Source organism: Serratia sp. NA_13 (genome assembly GCF_052691735.1).
The window spans coordinates 18,498-36,451 of the sequence record NZ_JBQZFV010000012.1; the positions used below are offsets into that span (position 1 = coordinate 18,498).

Annotated in this window: 19 protein-coding genes and 1 pseudogene; 5 read left to right on the forward strand and 15 right to left on the reverse strand. The window is 54.8% G+C overall.

Annotated features, from left to right (window positions below; translation table 11 throughout):
* Positions 1-244: 244 nt before the first annotated feature.
* On the reverse strand, positions 245-2,239 hold the full coding sequence (betT, locus tag ACUTSU_RS16210) for a choline BCCT transporter BetT (RefSeq protein WP_445650769.1): 1,995 nt from the start codon (positions 2,237-2,239) through the stop codon (positions 245-247).
* 460 nt (positions 2,240-2,699) lie between these two features.
* Here betT and ACUTSU_RS16215 point away from each other — a divergent pair, with 460 nt between their 5' ends.
* Positions 2,700-2,915, forward strand: coding sequence for a hypothetical protein (locus tag ACUTSU_RS16215; protein WP_012006231.1), 216 nt, complete (start codon positions 2,700-2,702; stop codon positions 2,913-2,915).
* 107 nt (positions 2,916-3,022) lie between these two features.
* Here ACUTSU_RS16215 and ACUTSU_RS16220 read toward each other — a convergent pair.
* A pseudogene (locus tag ACUTSU_RS16220) lies at positions 3,023-3,407 on the reverse strand (c-type cytochrome); the annotation flags it as partial.
* Here ACUTSU_RS16220 and ACUTSU_RS16225 point away from each other — a divergent pair.
* On the forward strand, positions 3,358-3,546 hold the full coding sequence (locus tag ACUTSU_RS16225; protein WP_445654430.1) for a hypothetical protein: 189 nt from the start codon (positions 3,358-3,360) through the stop codon (positions 3,544-3,546). The pseudogene ACUTSU_RS16220 and the gene ACUTSU_RS16225 overlap by 50 nt on opposite strands.
* A 121-nt stretch (positions 3,547-3,667) precedes the next feature.
* Here the strand turns inward: ACUTSU_RS16225 and ACUTSU_RS16230 are convergent, their stop codons facing one another.
* The 4 genes from ACUTSU_RS16230 to ACUTSU_RS16245 all read right to left on the reverse strand — a co-directional run bounded on the left by ACUTSU_RS16230 (position 3,668) and on the right by ACUTSU_RS16245 (position 7,112).
* On the reverse strand, positions 3,668-5,128 hold the full coding sequence (locus ACUTSU_RS16230; protein WP_445650770.1) for a TrkH family potassium uptake protein: 1,461 nt from the start codon (positions 5,126-5,128) through the stop codon (positions 3,668-3,670).
* Positions 5,129-5,265: 137 nt separating this feature from the next.
* Positions 5,266-5,577 (reverse strand): hypothetical protein, encoded by a 312-nt coding sequence (locus ACUTSU_RS16235; RefSeq protein ID WP_017892346.1) that lies wholly within the window; start codon positions 5,575-5,577, stop codon positions 5,266-5,268.
* 239 nt (positions 5,578-5,816) lie between these two features.
* Complete coding sequence (gene wrbA, locus ACUTSU_RS16240; protein WP_445650771.1) at positions 5,817-6,416, reverse strand: NAD(P)H:quinone oxidoreductase; 600 nt, start codon at positions 6,414-6,416, stop codon at positions 5,817-5,819.
* Between the two features lie 78 nt (positions 6,417-6,494).
* Complete coding sequence (locus ACUTSU_RS16245) at positions 6,495-7,112, reverse strand: LysE family transporter (RefSeq protein WP_445650772.1); 618 nt, start codon at positions 7,110-7,112, stop codon at positions 6,495-6,497.
* A gap of 68 nt (positions 7,113-7,180) precedes the next feature.
* Between ACUTSU_RS16245 and ACUTSU_RS16250 the strand changes: the two genes are divergently transcribed.
* Positions 7,181-8,104 carry a LysR family transcriptional regulator gene (locus ACUTSU_RS16250; protein ID WP_445650773.1) on the forward strand — a complete coding sequence of 308 codons (924 nt, stop codon included), beginning with the start codon at positions 7,181-7,183 and terminating at the stop codon, positions 8,102-8,104.
* Here the strand turns inward: ACUTSU_RS16250 and ACUTSU_RS16255 are convergent.
* Entirely contained in the window at positions 8,088-8,282 is a 195-nt protein-coding gene (locus ACUTSU_RS16255; RefSeq protein ID WP_445650774.1) for a hypothetical protein, read from the reverse strand. The two genes, ACUTSU_RS16250 and ACUTSU_RS16255, sit on opposite strands and share 17 nt — an antisense overlap.
* A 105-nt stretch (positions 8,283-8,387) precedes the next feature.
* Positions 8,388-8,963: a helix-turn-helix domain-containing protein gene (locus ACUTSU_RS16260; protein ID WP_445650775.1), complete on the reverse strand. Its 576-nt coding sequence runs from the start codon at positions 8,961-8,963 to the stop codon at positions 8,388-8,390.
* 67 nt (positions 8,964-9,030) lie between these two features.
* Between ACUTSU_RS16260 and ACUTSU_RS16265 the strand changes: the two genes are divergently transcribed.
* Entirely contained in the window at positions 9,031-9,948 is a 918-nt protein-coding gene (locus tag ACUTSU_RS16265) for a DMT family transporter (RefSeq protein ID WP_445650776.1), read from the forward strand.
* Between the two features lie 16 nt (positions 9,949-9,964).
* Here ACUTSU_RS16265 and rutG read toward each other — a convergent pair whose 3' ends face one another.
* Genes rutG through rutA form a run of 6 tightly spaced genes read right to left on the reverse strand, consistent with a single transcriptional unit; the run spans position 9,965 to position 14,993 of the window.
* Complete coding sequence (gene rutG / locus ACUTSU_RS16270; protein WP_445654402.1) at positions 9,965-11,284, reverse strand: pyrimidine utilization transport protein G; 1,320 nt, start codon at positions 11,282-11,284, stop codon at positions 9,965-9,967.
* A 57-nt stretch (positions 11,285-11,341) separates the two neighbouring features.
* Entirely contained in the window at positions 11,342-11,869 is a 528-nt protein-coding gene (gene rutF, locus ACUTSU_RS16275; protein WP_445650778.1) for an NADH-dependent FMN reductase RutF, read from the reverse strand.
* A 14-nt stretch (positions 11,870-11,883) separates the two neighbouring features.
* On the reverse strand, positions 11,884-12,687 hold the full coding sequence (rutD, locus tag ACUTSU_RS16280) for a pyrimidine utilization protein D (RefSeq protein WP_445650779.1): 804 nt from the start codon (positions 12,685-12,687) through the stop codon (positions 11,884-11,886).
* Positions 12,688-12,711: 24 nt separating this feature from the next.
* Entirely contained in the window at positions 12,712-13,098 is a 387-nt protein-coding gene (gene rutC / locus ACUTSU_RS16285) for a pyrimidine utilization protein C (protein WP_445650780.1), read from the reverse strand.
* A 48-nt stretch (positions 13,099-13,146) separates the two neighbouring features.
* Positions 13,147-13,893 carry a pyrimidine utilization protein B gene (gene rutB, locus ACUTSU_RS16290; protein ID WP_445650781.1) on the reverse strand — a complete coding sequence of 249 codons (747 nt, stop codon included), beginning with the start codon at positions 13,891-13,893 and terminating at the stop codon, positions 13,147-13,149.
* Positions 13,893-14,993, reverse strand: coding sequence for a pyrimidine utilization protein A (gene rutA, locus ACUTSU_RS16295; RefSeq protein ID WP_445650782.1), 1,101 nt, complete (start codon positions 14,991-14,993; stop codon positions 13,893-13,895). The genes rutB and rutA overlap by 1 nt, the downstream gene beginning before the upstream one ends.
* Before the next feature lie 285 nt (positions 14,994-15,278).
* Between rutA and rutR the strand changes: the two genes are divergently transcribed.
* A complete protein-coding gene (gene rutR, locus ACUTSU_RS16300; protein WP_445650783.1) occupies positions 15,279-15,953 on the forward strand; it encodes an HTH-type transcriptional regulator RutR in 675 nt (224 codons plus the stop codon).
* 47 nt (positions 15,954-16,000) lie between these two features.
* Here the strand turns inward: rutR and cycA are convergent, their stop codons facing one another.
* Entirely contained in the window at positions 16,001-17,401 is a 1,401-nt protein-coding gene (gene cycA, locus ACUTSU_RS16305; RefSeq protein WP_445650784.1) for a D-serine/D-alanine/glycine transporter, read from the reverse strand.
* Between the last annotated feature and the right edge of the window lie 553 nt (positions 17,402-17,954).

Here is a 17,954-nt window from a genome sequence, read left to right on the forward strand (position 1 = left end):
TTGTTTTGGCTATCAGTGGATTTGATTGAACAGCTTTAAATGAGTGCTGTAAATAACATCATGATATTAAAGATTTAATTGAATTGCGTTGGATTGGATGTGAGATAAGAGGTCTGTTCCTCCGCCATAAATTATGACCCCGTGCTCTTGGATCGCGGGGTTTTTTTATGCTCAGAAAATGGTTCGCCGTGCTCGATCCAAAAAAACCGCCCCGGATGGGGCGGCAGAGTAACAGCGAAAAGTACTAGCGTACCAGGTGCAGGAAGTGCAGGTGTTTCTCGTACTGGTCGAGAATATCGTGAATGATCTGTTCTTGCGTCCAGCCCATCACATCGTAATCCTGGCCCCCTTCTTTCAGGTGGACTTCACCCCGGTAGTACTTATGTTCCTCATCACGTTCCTCGTCTTTCAAGCCCGCCAGAGCAAAGGCCGGTTGAATGTAGGCCCGCAGGCGAACCTCATAGACGAAGTTCAGGTCATCACCCAAATCGACTTCGAAACGGATGCGATCGTCCTGTGAATCATCAATAGAGGAAGTGGTGTTTTGCTTGGCTAATTCAGCTTCTACCAGCGCCATGGCCGGTTGAACCACCTCACTGACAAAGCGTTTTACCTGAGAACGTTTCGGGAAGTAGGCGATATTGCGTAACCGCCGTTGCCAAGAAATCGGGTTGCGTGCGGCGGTCGGTGCAATAGTGGTCATCACCTGGCTGTCACGCTTATAGGCGTCGATGCGCAAGGCCTTTAACAGCCCGTAGATAGACATCAGCAATATCATCGAGAACGGCAGGGCACTGGCGATGGTGACGGTTTGCAGTGCGCTCAGCCCACCGGCGAGCAGCAAGGCAATGGCGACCAGGCCCATCATGCCGGCCCAGAAAATCCGCTGCCAGACCGGAGTTTGGTCGGTCCCCCCGGAAGCCAGAGTATCTACCACCATCGCTCCCGAATCCGCTGAGGTGACGAAGAAGACTACCACCATGGCCATGGCGATAAATGACAAGATATTAGAGAATGGGAAATGTTCCAGGAAGTTGAACAGTGCCAGTGCTACGTCATTTTGCACCGTGTTAGCCAAATCTCGCGCACCTTCGACCATGATCAGATTAATGGCACTGTTACCGAACACGGTCATCCACAGCAGCGTAAAGCCCGCGGGGACGAAAAGCACGCCGGTAACGAATTCACGGATGGTACGTCCACGTGAAACGCGGGCGATAAACATGCCGACGAAAGGCGACCAAGACAACCACCAGCCCCAATACAGCAGCGTCCAACCGCCCAGCCAGTTACTGGATTTCGGCTCATAGGCATACAGGTTAAAAGTCTTGCTGACGATGTCAGAGAGATAACCGCCGGTATTTTCGACAAAGGATTTTAACAACAGCACGGTCGGGCCGAGCGCAGCCACCAGCACCAGCAGCAACACCGCCAGGCCGAGGTTCAATTCGGACAGAATTCGGATGCCTTTATCCAGTCCGGAAACCACTGACAGCGTAGCCAGGCCGGTGATCACCACGATCAGAACCACCTGCACCGTTGCGTTGATCGGCAAGCCAAACAGGTGGTTAAGGCCGGCGTTAACCTGCAACACACCGTAGCCCAGCGAGGTGGCGACACCGAACACGGTACCAATCACCGCAAAAATATCTACCGCGTGGCCAATCGGCCCATAAATGCGATCGCCGATAATAGGATATAGCGCGGAACGCAGCGTCAGTGGCAGGCCGTGGCGATAGCTGAAGAAGGCCAGGATCAGCGCCACGATAGCGTAGATTGCCCAGGCATGCAGGCCCCAGTGGAAGAAGGTTAGGCGCATGGCCTGTTTAGCCGCTTCCACTGTTTCCGGCGTTCCGATTGGGGGGGAAAGATAATGCATTACGGGTTCGGCGACGCCAAAGAACATCAGGCCAATGCCCATCCCGGCGGAAAACAGCATGGCGAACCATGAAACATAGCTAAAGTCTGGCTGGGCGTGATCCGGCCCGAGCTTGATATTGCCGTAACGCGACAATCCCAGGTAGGTCACGCTCATCAGGATCAGTGCCACCGCCAGAATATAAAACCAGCTGGCGTTAGTGAAAATACCCTGTTGCAACGCTTTGAATTTGCGATCGGCCAACTCTGGGTAAAAGGCGGCAAAGGCCACCAGGACGATGATTAAAGCGGCAGAGATAAAAAATACCGGAGGATTGATATGGCTACGACGTGCCACAATTTCAGTGTCGTTTTGGCTCATAGAATACCTTCTAGCTAGTCCGTTAGGAGTGAGGGTTTATCCGTTAAAACAGCTCCATAAAAAGTGGGCGAAACAGGCTGCCCGAGAAATCTAACCTAGCGAGTATAGCGGAAAAACGGGGCTATTAACATTTTTTGGTTGAAACGGCTATTTTAAGCGGTTTGGTTAGACTTTTTAGCTATATGAAAAAAGAGCCTGTGAGAAAGGGTAATCCGCTCTTTTCGAAGGGAAAAACGAGTCGGCCAAACCGGCAATAACAGCAACTGGACAAACAAAGCCTCTGGTGGGGAATCGGAGGCCGTGCAAGATGCCGCTGGCGGCAGGGTAGAGCAATTCCTGATAGAAATGCCTATAACAGCGGCCCTGAACCCGGGGGATAGGTCGTTGACTATTGATCGGGACAATGCAGAGGGTAAAATAGACTGACGCGATCGCGTTTAACTCTTTCATGGAGATAGAGATGACCTGGTATCAAATAGCATTGTGGACCATGATTTTTCTGAAGTCCGGTGCGTTTCTGGTGTTCGTTTGGTGGTGGATGTTCAAACGTGCCACCAAACCTTATGTTCGTCCGCAAGATGTTGTCATTGATGAAACACCGGATGATGAAAATCTGACCATGGAAGAAGTGATGAAGAAACACGGCATCACCCGTGTGGAAAATCAAACTCAATAAAAGCGAACTATGCCGAATTCCTCAGGATGAAGGCAGAAACTATCCTTGCGTGGCTTGCGGCCAAACCTGCAAGCCGGGGATAGCTCCCCAACCTGCAATCACAGGATTTAACGCTGTTTTCTTCCCACCAGCCAGACCAGGATGAGCAAGGCCAGTACCGCCATGCTGATTGCCGGAGCCATATAAGGCTGTAGGCTGGCCAGCAGCGGGATCGGGCCACCTTGCCGCAATAGGTTGACGTCCGTGGCGCTGACCTTAACTGCCGGATTGCCATACTGTTGCAGGACATAGTTGCTGATAGCAGCGATCTGTTGGTCGTTCAACGCCGAACCGAATCGCCGAGATCAGGTTGGCCGGGTTACCGGAACCGGTGGCCGTGTTATTGAACAGAGAAGGGTAAGCCTGATTTTTACTGCCGCTGCCGTCCGGCTGGTGGCAACTGGTGCAGTTGCCGCTAAACAACGTGGCACCATCGCTCAGGGTGTTATTGGCCATGGCCGACGGTGCCGGTATACCAGGCGGTGATAATCGCGGTGACCACATCCTGCAAGCCGGCCTGAACGGCCTGTTGCTAAACTTACGTAGTGAACTGGGCATTCTGATTATGCAGTGCAGTATGTATTTACAGTGAAATTAACTTATCGCAACGAAACGAATACAACAATGAAACACATTCACGTTACGAATGTGTCAGCGTTGGTACAGAAAAGTTGAGGAAAAACAGGCGATACGGCGACAGGGCGGCGAAGGTATCAAAAACGCCAAAAAGCTCGGGAGCACAAAATCAGTATAGGGTAGATCTCAAGGCGGCCCAGCAACATCGCCGAGCACATTAACCATTTGGCCGCATCGCTGAGCGTACCAAACCCGGCGGCGGTTTCACCAAAGCCTAATCCCATATTATTAATACAGGCGGCGACGGTAGCGAAGGAAGTGACCAGGTCATAGCCCATCAGGTTCAGCAGCCAGACGAAGAAACAGCTGAAGAAGACATACAGAAAGAAGAAGCTCCAGACTGAACGCAACACGCGATCCTGAATCGGCGCGTTGCCAACTTTGATGGTGAAAATGGCGTTGGGATGAACCAGTTGGTTGATCTCATGCCGGCTCTGCTTATACATGATCAGAAAACGCAGTGCCTTGATACCGCCGCAGGTCGAACCGACACAACCACCAAAAAAACTTGCCGCCAACAGCAACATAATGGTGTGAGAAGGCATTTTGGCATAGTCGGCGGTGGCTAACCCGTTATCGGTCATCATCGAACTGGTGAGGAAAAAACCGTGTACGAAGGAGTCTTTGGCACCGTACATGTCAGAGCGGTACAGCTCGAAACAGACAATCACCACAATAATCGACAGCACCAGCAGGAAAAAACGCAGTTCCGGGTTTCTGTAGAGCGGCTTCAGGCTGCGGCGTCCCACGGCGACGAAATACAGGGTGAAGTTCACCGCAGCCAGGATAGAAAAAATCCCGCCGACCATTTCCACCGCCGAGCTATCGTAAAAGCCCAGGCTCTCATTGCGGGTGGAAAACCCCCCGAGTGAAACGGTAGAAATCCCATGGCAGAGGGCATCAAACCATGGCATGCCCGCAATGCGAAATGCCACCGTGCAGGCCAACCCCAGGCCGAGATAAATCAGCCACAGGTTTTTCGAGGTGTCGGCCAGCCGCGGGGTCAGGCGTTCTTCCTTGAACGGGCCGGGCATTTCCGACTGATAAAGTTTGGCGCCACCAATGCCGAGCAAGGGCAGTACCGCCACGGCTAATACAATGACGCCGAGGCCGCCGATAAAATTGAGCTGGGAGCGGTAGTAGAGGAAAGATTTGGGCAGGCCGGAAACATCATTGAGCACCGAAGCACCGGTGGTGGTGATGCCGGAAACACCTTCGAACATGGCATCGGTCAGGCTGATGTTTAGCGTGTCGTCCATCCATAACGGCAGGGCGCTGACCATGGAAAAAAGCAGCCAGAACAACACAATGATTAAAAAACCGTCCTGCGTGCGCAGCTGTACCCTGGACTGACGGGTGCTAAACCAGCCCAAACCGCCGAGCGAACCGGCAATCACCAGCGTATAGAAGAAAGAAAAAACGCTTTTTTCTTTATACAACAATGCCACCAACAGAGGGGGGATCATGGACAGGCTGTAAAGGAAAACTAAAAAACTGCAAAGATGAATAACGACCAGAATCTGCTTATTCTTGACCATACTTGCGCCCGAGTTGCCTGTCGGCAATGAGTCGATTTATTCTTTAAGTCTATAAAGAATAAGGCAGACGATATAAAAAAGGCGTAAAAATTTATATCGTCTGCGAAGGTTGGCACGTTTTTTAACCTTGTTGGTGTTTATTCCAACAGGTTGTTGACGGTGCGCCGCACGTATTGCGTCATCTGAGCCAGATCTTCGGGCGATACCGGCCCACCGCCAGCACGGACTACCTGCTGTTCTATCTGGGCAATTTCTTGCTCGACCTTATTGGCAATCTGTACCTTGACGATTTTATCCACCGACGAGAGCAGAACCTTCAGCACCACTTTCAGCGCCACATTCTCGCAGAACGAATCGTAGTGATGAACCGCAGGCGGCGTCACAGGTGGTTCGGGTGCGCGTGGGGCCAGAGCCTTGAAACTGTCTACATTTTCAATAATAAGATCCATGTCTCTTATTAGTTCATCAAAATCTTTAGACACTGACTTATTTCCCTTCGCTATGCGCAAAAACAGAACGCCCGTCATCAGGGCACGGGGCGGTGATTGACGGGCAGAACGAATTTCGACCGTGACGTTCAGGTAGTGAATGGCAGGCTGAGCGGCATTTTAACCTTGCTGTGGGTTGGCAACAAGATGGGGTCGAAGGAATCAACGACCCCGTAGTGCAGGTAACAGAAGGTTATCGCTTAACTTTTCAGCTTGGCGGTGATTTTTGCCACGTGTTCGCCCTGGTAGCGGGCAATGGTCAGTTCTTCCTGGCTCGGCTGGCGTGAGCCGTCCCCCCCGGCGATGGTGGTTGCGCCATAAGGCGTACCGCCACGCGTTTGGGAGACGTCAAACAGTTCCGGGGTGGCGTAACCGATCGGCACAATAATAAAGCCATGGTGCGCCAGGGTGGTCCAGGTGGAGGTAATGGTATGTTCCTGCCCGCCGCCGGTACCGGTGGAGGAGAAGACGCTGCCCACTTTGCCGTATAGTGCGCCAGAAGCCCACAGGCCGCCGGTTTGATCGAGGAAGGTGCGCATTTGCCCGGCCATATTGCCAAAGCGGGTCGGCGTCCCGAAGATAATGCCATCGTAATCGGCCAACTCCTGTGGGCTGGCCACCGGTGCTTTTTGATCTTGTTTACCACCGGCTTTGGCAAAGGCTTCTGCCGCAATGGTTTCCGGCACGCGTTTCAGGGTCACTTCAACGCCACTGACCCGGCGAGCGCCTTCCGCTACCGCCTCCGCTAAGGTTTCAATATGTCCGTACATCGAGTAATAAAGGACCAATATTTTCGCCATGTTCCATTCTCCGCTTTGGTGATTGAACGATATGCCCCCCTAAGCATAGAAGTGAATGCTGAACTTATCTTCGCGGCATTATTTTATTCCGGCCAATGCCAACAATGTGCCGAAGGTAATCAGCAGGCTACCGAAGACTCTGTCGATACCTTTGCGCATACGCAGCAGGCGCGTATTGATGCGGGGTGCGGAAAACAGCAGCGCGACGGCACTGAACCAGAAAATATGGGCAAGTGAAATAAACAGCCCATAGCCGATTTGTACGCTGAGCGGTGTCTGCGGATTAACCACCTGCATAAACAGGCTGACGATAAAAATGGTGGTTTTCGGGTTTAGCACGTTGGTTAAAAAGCCGGTTTTCAGCGCAACCATATCACTAGCGGCTGTGGGCGAACTGGACGACGGAGCTGCCTGGGCACCGGCGTTACGCAGCATACTGACGCCAAGATAGATCAGATAGGCGGCGCCAATCGCCTTCAGCAGGGTGAATAGCCACAGAGATTGCTGGATTAACACACCGACCCCAATCAGGGTATAAGTGACATGGATCAGTACACCAGCGCCAATGCCACAGGCGGTCACTACCCCGGCGCGGCGGGAAAGCAGCAGACTGTTGCGTGACACCATGGCGAAATCCGGCCCTGGGCTGATGACAGCGAGTAAAGTAATGGTGACGACAGCGAGGAGTTCGGTCATAGTTATCCTATTAATAAATCAGAAGAGAGTCGCTGATTTATAAGAGAAATGGTCGAAGGTGACAAACGATGAAAACTGACAGTACCGGTGAGAAAAACTCACGCAATGCTAACCGCCCGTTATCCTTGGGTGGTTTGCGTTGTTTCGAGGCCGCGGCGCGGCTGGAGAGTTTTACCCAGGCGGCGAACAGCCTGAGTTTGACGCACGGTGCAGTTAGCCGTGCTGTCAGGGGGCTGGAGGATGAACTCGGCGTGATGTTATTTGAGCGCCGTCATAGGCGGGTGTATCTGACGGCGGCGGGTCGTACGTTATTGCAGGCGTCACAACAGGCATTCGGTATTTTGGAGCACAGCGCACAAACGCTGCGGCAGCAGGCGCAGGACGCACCGCTGGTATTGTCCTGTGAGCCGACGCTATTGATGCGCTGGCTGATACCGCGTCTGCCGGCATTTCAGTTGGCACACCCGGACATTAACCTGCAACTGGTGGCTGGTGGTGGGCCGTTTTCGTTTCACGATGGGATTAACGCCGCTATCCGTCGCAATGATTTTGACTGGGACGACAAGCTGAACAGCGTGACGTTGTTCAACGAACGGGTCGGGCCGGTGTGCAAACCTGAAATGCTACGGCGTTTCGTTACCGCCAAGGGTGGCCAGCCGCAGTTGAGTCAAGACGCGGTGTTATTGCACTCGGCCACCCGCCCCGATGCCTGGCTACAGTGGGCACACGTGCAGGGCGTCGCGCTGGTGGGGCGTTCGGAACAACGCTTTGATCATTTTTACTTCAGTTTACAGGCGGCGGTGGCGGGGATAGGCATTGCCATCGGCCCGTGGCAGCAGGTACGTGATGATGTCGCTAACGGGTTGCTGTGCGCACCTTTTGGCTTTTCGTCGGACGGCAGCGGTTACTGTTTGCTGACGCCGCAAGAAATCCGGCCGGGCAGTGCGCTGGCCCGGTTGGCGGATTGGCTACAGCTTATGGCATGCGCCTGAGTTTTTCTGCCAACCGTTGTTGTTGCCAGCGACGGAAAACATCACGCAACAGCAGGGGCCTCATGGCACGCAAGACGAGCGCGATGCTCATGCCGCCGATGGCCCACAGTGACCACAGATCTTGCGGATGGGTAAACCAGTTGATGGCAAACTGCTGTTCTCCAAAATGAACGTTCACTGAGCACAAGTGTAGGGGCTGCCACCCTCGGCCGCCACGACAGTAGCATGACATGGGGACGACAGAGGGGTGACAGCCTGCTGAAAATGCGGGCTGACGTGGCGACTAGAAGGTGACGTTGCAGATAAAACGTATTGGCAGCTCGCTGCGGTTGGCATAGGCATAGTGCTGATCGCTGTTGAACACCTGGGTTTGTCCGGCCTCCAGTGTCAGGGTTTGCTGTTCCAGTACCAGCGTCAGGCTACCGACGATCACGTAGATAATTTCGCTCCAGCCTTCGGCATCCGGCACTGAGTCGTAGTGCTCGCCCGGCATTAGCGTCCATTCCCAGAGTTCAACCCGCTGGCGCGCAGGCACGCTGGCAGCGAACAGCGCCTGACTTGCCGGTTGTACTCCCTGCCAGGCCAATTCACCCACCAAATGGCTGCCGCGCGCTTCGGGCGCCTGGATCAGATCGGTGAAGGCGATATTCAGGGCGTCGGCCAGCTTGTCCAGCACCGCCAAACTAACGTTACGGTCACCGGCCTCAATACCGGCCAGCATGCGGCGGCTGACGTCAGATTTTTCTGCCAACGCCACCTGGCTAAGCCCCGCCTGCTGGCGATAACCGCGCAGGTTGCTGCTCAGGTATTGCAGTACCTTGGGAGCTTCATGTTTACCGTTGTTCACTGTATTGCCCATCCACTGGCTTTACCTCATACTGGCAGGATCTGTGCATTATATTGCACCCAGCAGGAAGGGCAAGCCGGTGTCCGTAGTAAAAAAATCCTTTATTTCCACGTACATTCCCAAGATAAAGCGACAGGAAGCGGTGCTGATTTTCATCACCATGATCTGGGGCGGCACCTTTTTGGCGGTGCATCTTGCCATGCAGGTCAGCGGGCCGTTCTTTTTCGTTGGCTTGCGATTTGCCGCAGCCACGCTGGTACTGGTGTTGTTTTCGCTGCGCAGTTTGCGTGGGCTGACCTGGTATGAGCTGAAAGCGGGCGTGTTTATTGGCGTTGCCATTATGTTCGGCTACGGTCTGCAAACTGTGGGGCTACAAACCATCAGCAGCAGTCAGTCGGCGTTTATTACCGCCATGTATGTGCCTATGGTGCCGCTGCTGCAGTGGTTGGTGTTGGGCCGTTTTCCCGGTGTGATGGCCTGGGTCGGTGTGTTACTGGCCTTCACCGGCCTGATGCTGCTGGCAGCGCCGAGCAGCAGCGATATGACGCTCAGCGTGGGCGAGATACTGACGCTGATTGGCACCTTGGGCATGGCCGCCGAGATCATTTTGATTGGTGCCTATGCGGGCAAGGTCAATGTCAAGCGGGTGACGGTGGTGCAATTGGCTACCGCCTCAGTGGCCTCGTTCCTGATGATGGTGCCTACCGGTGAGTCGGTACCGCCGTATAGCAGCTACTTGTTGTACAGCGCGCTGGGGCTGGGGCTCGCCAGTGCCATCATTCAAGTGACGATGAACTGGGCGCAACGCAGCGTTTCGCCAACGCGTGCCACGGTCATCTATGCCGGGGAGCCGGTCTGGGCCGGGTTGGTCGGGCGTATTGCCGGCGAGCGTTTGCCCGGTGTCGCCCTGTTGGGGTGCGCACTGATCGTGCTGGGGGTGCTGGTTAGCGAACTGCGTATTCGCCGCAAAGAGAAAGCGGCGGCGTTGGCCGAATAAGACCAGCGCCGTTTAATTAACGTACGGTACTGTCTGCCAGCGGCAGCGCTTTACGCTTGCGCAGCAGGGCATTAAGGATAATGGCGCCGAAAGTGGCGGTGCCTATCCCACCCATGGTGAAGTTGCCAATAGTCAGTGCAAAATCGCCCGCACCCAGTACCAGGGTGACGGCAACCATAATCAGGTTGCCGTTATCGCCCAGATCTACTTTGTTCTGCACCCAGATGCGCGCGCCGGCGACGGCGATCAGACCGAACACCACCACCGAGGCACCGCCCAAAACCGGGCCGGGAATGGTGTGGATCAGCGCGCCGAACTTCGGTGAAAACCCCAGTACAATCGCTACCAACGCCGCCGCGATAAACACCAGCGTAGAGTAAATTTTGGTCACTGACATCACGCCGATATTCTCGGCATAGGTGGTCACCCCGGTACCGCCCACTGAACCTGAGAACATGGTCGCCAGTCCATCCCCGACGAAGGCACGGCCGATATAAGGATCGAGATCGCGACCGGTCATGCCCGCCACCGCTTTGACATGCCCGAGGTTTTCCGCCACCAGAATGATTGCCACCGGGGCGATCAGCAACATGGCGTGCAGGTGAAACACCGGCGTGGTGAACTGTGGCAGGCCGAACCAGGCTGCCTGACTTAGTGCGCTGTAATCCACCGGTTTGCCAAGCCCAAAGCCGTTGGTGGCTATCACGTAGATTAAATAGGCGGCGAGCAATCCCACCAGGATCAACAGCCGTTGCATCAGCCCGCGGGTAAATACCGCGACCGAGCCAATACACAAAATAGTGGTCACCGCCATCCAACTGTCAAAGCTGGAAGCTGAAACGCTGCGCACCGCGATAGGTGCCAGGTTAAGGCCAATCGCCATCACTACTGCACCGGTCACCACCGGCGGCATCAGGCGTTCGATCCAACGGGTACCTACGCTCATCACCACCAGGCCGATCAGCAGGTACACCAAGCCACAGGCGATAATACCGCCAAGCGCCAGCGCAATATTCGGGTTAGCGCCCTGGCCACTGTAGCCGGTCAGGGTGATTACCAGCCCGACAAACGCCGCGCTGGAACCGAGATAACTTGGTACCCGGCCGCCAACCACCAGGAAAAACAGCAGCGTGCCGATGCCGGACATCAGAATGGCCAGATTGGCGTCAAAGCCCATCAGCAGCGGCATCAGTACCGTGGCACCAAACATCGCCACCGCATGTTGCAACCCCATCACCAGCGTTTGTGCCAGCGAAAGCCGTTCATCGGGCGCAACAATCGAACCGTCCAGACTGCCTTGTTTCAGGCGCCATTGGGGAAACCAGGTCTTCGCCATCGTTATCTCCAAAATTTTAGGGTGTAGGTGAATGGGTTTGAGCGGGTTATGCGCCGCTCATTGTTTCAACAGCGAGTGGTAGCGCCGGTCGAAATAGGCCAGGCCGTGGCTGTCGTCATTACGCGTCAGTGCCACCGCCTGGCAGAACAAAATGTCGTGGGTGCCGACGCTGACAATCTGGCCGATCTGGCAGTCGAATGAGACCACCGCCCCGTGCAAAATGGGGGAGCCGGTCGCCAGCGTAGACCAGCGTGCAGCAGAGAAACGCAGGTCCATCGGGGTTTTACCGCCGAACAGATTCGACAGCGACTCGTGTTCCGCGGCCAGCGTATTGACGCACAGCGTTTGGTTTTGTTTGAACACCGAATAGACAGACGCGGAACGGTTAAGGCACACCAACAAGGTTGGTGGCGTGTCGGTGACGCTGCAGACTGCCGAAGCGGTAAAACCGGCTCGGCCGGCAGGGCCATCGGTAGTGATGATATTGACCGCCGATCCCAGGCGTGCCATGGCGTCGCGGAAGTCCTGTTTTTCTACAGACGGCGGCTGTAGTGGCGTATTGGAAAGCAGCGTTTGGCTTTGCATATTGTGTCTCCGGGCTAGGGTTGCAGGTGGGCTTGGGCGTATTGCGTTTTCAACAGCCAACCCAGCAGGATGCGGTTAAAGTGCTCGGTGTTGGTCACGCTCATGGCATGACCCCCGTAGGCCATCTCGGCCAGTTCGCCGTTCGGCAGGCTGGCCGCCAATTGATGCGAGCAGTGGTAGGGCACCAGCAAATCGTCGCGGGAGCACAGCGCCAGGGTCGGCGTGGTGATGTCCGCCAAATGTGGACGGAAATCGGTGTTCATCAAGGCATGCAGACGGCGCAGCAGGTTTTCGGTGCCCTGAAAATGCGCGGTCTGATGCTGCAACTCTTCATCCAGCAAACTCTGGTGGTGCGACAGCCAGTCGGCGGGGAACAGGAACAGCGGTTGGGCACGCACGTAGGCTTCCACGCCGCTGTTGAGCAGCAGATCCTGACGTACTTTAAAGCAGCGCTGTGTCTGGCTGTCCAACGCCGACCAGCCGTTAACCACCACCAGCTTTTCGACCCGTTGCGGATACGTGAGCGCCAGTTGCAAGCCAATCATCCCGCCGAGTGCATGGCCGACGAAGTAGCAGCGTTCTACATTGAGTGAGCGTAGCAACTGCGCCACCTCATCAGCCATGTCGGCCATGCTGTAGCCATTCGGCACGCTGCCCTTGCTGTGTGCGGTACCGAAGTGATCGTAAACCACCACACGGAAATACTCACTCAGCGCGTTAATCTGCGGTTGCCAAAAACTGCCTGCGCCACCCAGCCCGGCAGATAGCACCAGCGTGGGTGCCAACGGCGTGTCTTTTCCCAAAATCTCAAAATACATGCTCAGTCCTCAGTGGATAATGACTCAGCGGCCCAGATGGGCCACGGTGGCAATTTCAATCAGGGCGTCCGGTTTTACCAATCCGCACTGAATGCAGTAGCGTGCCGGTTTGTCGCCGGGGAAATACTCGGCATACACCTGATTGATGGCGGCATAGTTTTGCCAGTCGGTGAGGAATATCGAGTTAAAGGTCACGTCGTCCATGCTGCCGCCGGCGGTTTCAATCACGCTTTTGATGGTCTCAAGCACGTGACGGGTTTGCGCCGCCGCGTCACCGACGTGTACCACGTTATTGTTCTTATCGAATGCCAGCGTGCCCGAGACGTAAACCACGCCGTTGGCCAGGGTGCCGGGCACGAAAGGAGCCAGCGGTTTGCCGGTGCCCGGCGGGGTAATAATGGTTTTTGGCATAGTGGTGCTCCTGGAGAAAATTTAATTTTGGTTAAAGGCGGGCAAAACTCATGCCGTCTGGCTGAGCGGGGCGGCGAGCACATCACAGAAACTGTCGACATCCGACACCCAACCAAAGAAGGTTTCGATGTTGTACAGCGCCGCCTGCTGGGCGAACGGTGGCCCGGCCTGGTGGGTGGCGTCAGCCAGCACGATGCCGAAATATTCGAGGAAAAAGCCGTCGCGCAGCGTGGATTCCACGCAGACGTTGGTGGCAATGCCGGTAAACACCAGATGATGAATACCATACGAGCGCAGCAGGCTGTCGAGCTGTGTGTTAAAGAAGCCGCTGTAACGCGGTTTCGGGATCAGAATGTCGCCGGGCTGCGGTTGCAGTTCGTCAACCAGATCGTAATCCCAGTCGCCCTTGGCCAGTAGCTTGCCCATCAGTTCCGGGCGTTTACGCATGGTTTTCAGCGCGTTGGATTTATGCCAGTTGGGGGAGCCCTGGCCACCGGCTTCGATGTACTGGTTATCCCAGCCATTTTGGAAAAAGATCACCTTGATTCCGGCGGCACGGGCAGCACTGATGGCGCGTTTGATGTTGGCGATCACCGGGGCGGTGGCCGAGACATCAAAACCGGCGAGATCCAGATAGCCGCCCTGCGAAGCGTAGGCATTTTGCATATCGACCACGATCAGCGCGGTTTCCTGTGGTGCAAAGACGATAGCCTCCGGACGGGCAGGCAGGGTAAGGGTAACCCCGGCCTGTGGTGACTGGCGGCGCACTATTGGTTGGTTTTCAACAATTTTCATTATGCTACCTCGCGGCTTGTGGCAGTCTGTGGGCAAACGTCGGCGCGACTTTTCATCAGTGGCTGGATGCGCTCGCCGAAGTCTTCCACCCCTGTGACGAAATCATCGAAGGTCAGTAACACACCTTCGGTACCGGCGACGGTGGCGATTTCATCCATCATGCGCGCCACGTTGGCGTAGGAGCCGACTAGCGTGCCCATATTGATATTGACGGCGGAGGTGGGATCCGCCATCTGGCGTACGTTGGTGTCGGCACCGGATTTGGTGTCCTTGCCGCTTTGCTCCGTCAGCCAGGCCAGGGCTTCGGTATCGGCCCCCGCTTTATAGCTTTCCCATTTGGCACGGGCGGCCTCGTCGGTTTCATCGGCAATAATCATAAACAGTACGTAGCAGGCCACGCTGCGGCCTTCGCTATCCGCCGCAATTTTTAAGCGTGCTGCGGTTGGCGCAAAGGCGGTCGGCGTGTTGACGCCCTTGCCGAAGCAAAAGTTGTAATCGGCATATTTTGCCGAGAAGGCCATGCCCGCATCGCTTTGTCCGGCGCAGATCACCTTGATGTCCGCCTGCGGCTGCGGGCTGACGCGACAGTCGTCCATCTGGAAGAACTCGCCTTTGAAATCGGATTTACCGGTGCCCCACAGATCACGCAACACATTGACGTACTCCGCCAGATAGTCGTATCGACGGCCGAAGTAATCGTCGCCCGGCCACATGCCCATCTGCTCGTATTCCGGCTTCTGCCAACCCGTCACTACATTCAGGCCAAAACGCCCGTTGGAAATGGAGTCAATGGTGGAGGCCATACGGGCGACGATCGCCGGTGGCATGGTTAACGTGGCTGCCGTGGCGTAGATCTTGATGCGTGAGGTGACGGCGGCCAGCCCGGCCATCAGGGTGAAGGATTCCAGGTTGTGGTCCCAGAACTCGGTTTTGCCGCCGAAGCCGCGCAGTTTGATCATCGACAGCGCGAAGTCGAAGTTGTAGTGCTCGGCCTTCTGCACGATGGTTTTGTTGAGTTCAAACGTCGGTTGGTACTGCGGGGCATTGCTGGAAATCAGCCAGCCGTTGTTGCCGATCGGGATAAATACGCCAATTTTCATTTGAACACCTCGGTTGCTAGTGGGACGGATCATGCGTCGCCTGAATGCTTTCTGCAGGCGGCGCTGGATACGGAGGCTTTTGCAAAGGCGGTGCCAGTTTTGAAAATGGCTTATTTATCAACGATTTTTTTTAAGGTGTAATTTTTTTTGTTGAGTGAATGGTCTAAAACAGACCATTTGGTCAAAAATAGCTGCACAAAAAACAGGCGAGACTGCGCGTTAAAGGTGCAAATAATCACTCGAAAGGGGTAGGCAAAAGCGTGGGTTTCACCCAATGGCTTTGTTATGCTGGCCCGAATCAGGTTGCGCCAAGGAGTCGCAGTGAAGCCACAAGCCCTTAAACCTCCCACGCGCCGCTCGCGTGCGGTGGCTGCAAAACGCAGCACCATTATGGATGCGGCGCTGGAGTTCTTCTCGCTGTACGGTATTCATGGCACCAGTCTGGATCAGGTGGCGGAACGCGCCGACGTCTCCAAAACCAATCTGCTGTATTACTTCCCTTCCAAAGAAGAGCTGTATGTGGCTGTGCTGAAAGGCATTCTTGATGTATGGCTGGCACCGCTTAAAGCGCTGCGTGCCGATCAGGAACCCTTGCAGGCCATTCGTGAATATATTCGGCTGAAGCTTGAGGTATCCCGTCATCATCCGCAGGCTTCACGGCTGTTTTGTCTGGAGATGATCCAGGGGGCGCCTTTATTGAAACTGGAGCTGCAGGGCGGGTTGAAGGCGCTGGTGGACGAGAAGTCCGCCATGATTGAGCGCTGGATTGCCGAAGGTCATATCGCGGCGGTAGATCCGCACCATCTGATCTTCATGCTGTGGGCAACCACTCAGCATTACGCTGATTTTTGGGTGCAGGTAGAAGCGGTGACCGGCAAGACCCTGGACGATGAGGCGTTTTTTCAGCAGACGGTGGAGAACGTGCAGCGGGTGATTGTCGAGGGTATTCGGCCGTGCTAAGCGCCAGGAGCGGAAAGGGGGATAGCGGACTATCCCCCAGCAGCGTCTTAAGCGGTTTTCTTCTTACGCAGGAACACGTAGGACAGGCCGAGCACCACAAACCACAGTGGCGTGACGATCAGCGCCTGGCGGGTATCTTCGCGCAGCGTCAGCAGCACCAACACAAAGGCGAAGAACGCCATACAGACCCAGCACATCAGTTTGCCGGCCGGCATCTTGTAGATCGATTTCTGGTGCAGCGCCGGGCGTTGTTTACGGTAAACCAGATACGAGCACAGGATGATGGTCCAGACAAACATAAACAGGATCGCTGAGACGGTGGTCACCAGCGTGAAGACTGTCATCACGTTCGGGATCAGGTAAATCAGCACCACCCCACCCAACAAACAGATACAGGAGAAGGTCAGGCCATTAGCCGGTACTGCTCGCTTGGACAGGTGGGAAAACGACTTGGGTGCATCGCCTTCCTGTGCCAGACCGAACAACATACGGCTGGTGGAGAACACACCACTGTTGGCGGAGGAAGCGGCGGAAGTCAGTACCACAAAGTTGATCACGCTGGCCGCGGCAGGCAGGCCAATCAGCACGAACAGTTCCACGAACGGGCTCTTATCGGCGACCACGGAACTCCATGGCGTGACTGACATAATCACGATCAGGGCGAACACGTAGAACATGATGATGCGGATAGGAATCGAGTTAATCGCGCGCGGCAGCACTTTTTCCGGGTCTTTGGTTTCAGCCGCGGTGGTGCCCACCAGCTCAATGCCGACAAAGGCGAACACTGCAATCTGGAAGCCGGCGAAGAAACCGCTGATGCCTTTCGGGAACATGCCGCCGTCATTCCACAGATGTGAGAACGAGGCGACGGTGCCGGTAGGCGACTGGAACTGCATAGCGATCATCACCAGCCCGGCGATGATCAGCCCGACAATGGCGACGATTTTGATCATAGCGAACCAGAATTCCATCTCACCAAACATCTTCACCGTCGCCAGGTTCAGGCCCAGCAGCAGCAGGATACACAGCAACGAAGCGATCCACTGTGACAGTTCGGGGAACCAGAACTGCGCGTAGGCGGTGATCGCCACCACGTCGGCAATACCGGTGACCACCCAACAGAACCAGTAGGTCCAGCCGGTAAAGAAGCCAGCCCAGGGGCCGAGCAGATCGGCGGCGAAATCGCTGAAGGATTTATATTCCAGATTGGAGAGCAGCAACTCGCCCATGGCACGCATCACGAAGAACAGCATAAAGCCGATAATCATGTATACGAAGATGATCGAAGGTCCGGCCAGGCTGATGGTTTTGCCGGAGCCCATAAACAAACCCGTACCTATAGCACCGCCGATGGCAATCAGTTGAATATGTCGGTTAGTTAGGTTTCGCCGTAGATGATCTTCTGATTCTGGCGCGGCCTCTGTGGCTATTTTAGAGTGATCTACCATCTTATGATGTCCTGTTTTACCTGTCATGAGTGAAATAGCGAGCTCTGAAGTGGCTCTTTTTTATACGATTATCCGGTTGGCCCGGCTTTAGTAAGGTAGTGCAATAACGCCACCTTCGTGCAACATATTTACAACATTTATGCGAGGGATAAAAGTCGATTGTTCTTTACACTGCGGAGACAAATCGGACGTCTTGGGGGCGGAAGATTACTCTGGGTCTTAGCAGATTAACAGCCCTAATGTGGCTTATCTTATTGATAAAACAGGGGGTTGAAAATATCGCATGAGAAAAACTAATGCGTGTAAGCGTTTTGCATTTGGGGAACGGAGGTGAATAAGTTAACACCTTGAGTTGTTAGCACTGTGGGTAGCATCCTTGAGGTTTAATTAATTGATTACGGGGTTGGATTTAATAAAAAATATAAATTAAATCAATTTTTTAGCGGTTTTTTTCTTCATGGTTTTTTAACGATTAATACCTGATTGAGACTCTTCCCACAAAAATTGCCTCCTTTCAGGAGGAATTTGCCGTTAAGTGATCTGGCGCAAGGTG

Excerpts from the sequence above, each read along its gene's own strand:
- betT (WP_445650769.1), bottom strand. The coding sequence starts at position 2,239 with ATGAGCCAAAACGACACTGAAATTGTGGCACGTCGTAGCCATATCAAT.
- ACUTSU_RS16215 (WP_012006231.1), top strand. The coding sequence starts at position 2,700 with ATGACCTGGTATCAAATAGCATTGTGGACCATGATTTTTCTGAAGTCC.
- ACUTSU_RS16230 (WP_445650770.1), bottom strand. The coding sequence starts at position 5,128 with ATGGTCAAGAATAAGCAGATTCTGGTCGTTATTCATCTTTGCAGTTTT.
- ACUTSU_RS16235 (WP_017892346.1), bottom strand. The coding sequence starts at position 5,577 with ATGGATCTTATTATTGAAAATGTAGACAGTTTCAAGGCTCTGGCCCCA.
- wrbA (WP_445650771.1), bottom strand. The coding sequence starts at position 6,416 with ATGGCGAAAATATTGGTCCTTTATTACTCGATGTACGGACATATTGAA.
- ACUTSU_RS16245 (WP_445650772.1), bottom strand. The coding sequence starts at position 7,112 with ATGACCGAACTCCTCGCTGTCGTCACCATTACTTTACTCGCTGTCATC.
- ACUTSU_RS16250 (WP_445650773.1), top strand. The coding sequence starts at position 7,181 with ATGAAAACTGACAGTACCGGTGAGAAAAACTCACGCAATGCTAACCGC.
- ACUTSU_RS16260 (WP_445650775.1), bottom strand. The coding sequence starts at position 8,963 with ATGGGCAATACAGTGAACAACGGTAAACATGAAGCTCCCAAGGTACTG.
- rutG (WP_445654402.1), bottom strand. The coding sequence starts at position 11,284 with ATGGCGAAGACCTGGTTTCCCCAATGGCGCCTGAAACAAGGCAGTCTG.
- rutF (WP_445650778.1), bottom strand. The coding sequence starts at position 11,869 with ATGCAAAGCCAAACGCTGCTTTCCAATACGCCACTACAGCCGCCGTCT.
- rutD (WP_445650779.1), bottom strand. The coding sequence starts at position 12,687 with ATGTATTTTGAGATTTTGGGAAAAGACACGCCGTTGGCACCCACGCTG.
- rutC (WP_445650780.1), bottom strand. The coding sequence starts at position 13,098 with ATGCCAAAAACCATTATTACCCCGCCGGGCACCGGCAAACCGCTGGCT.
- rutB (WP_445650781.1), bottom strand. The coding sequence starts at position 13,893 with ATGAAAATTGTTGAAAACCAACCAATAGTGCGCCGCCAGTCACCACAG.
- rutA (WP_445650782.1), bottom strand. The coding sequence starts at position 14,993 with ATGAAAATTGGCGTATTTATCCCGATCGGCAACAACGGCTGGCTGATT.
- rutR (WP_445650783.1), top strand. The coding sequence starts at position 15,279 with ATGCTGGCCCGAATCAGGTTGCGCCAAGGAGTCGCAGTGAAGCCACAA.
- cycA (WP_445650784.1), bottom strand. The coding sequence starts at position 17,401 with ATGGTAGATCACTCTAAAATAGCCACAGAGGCCGCGCCAGAATCAGAA.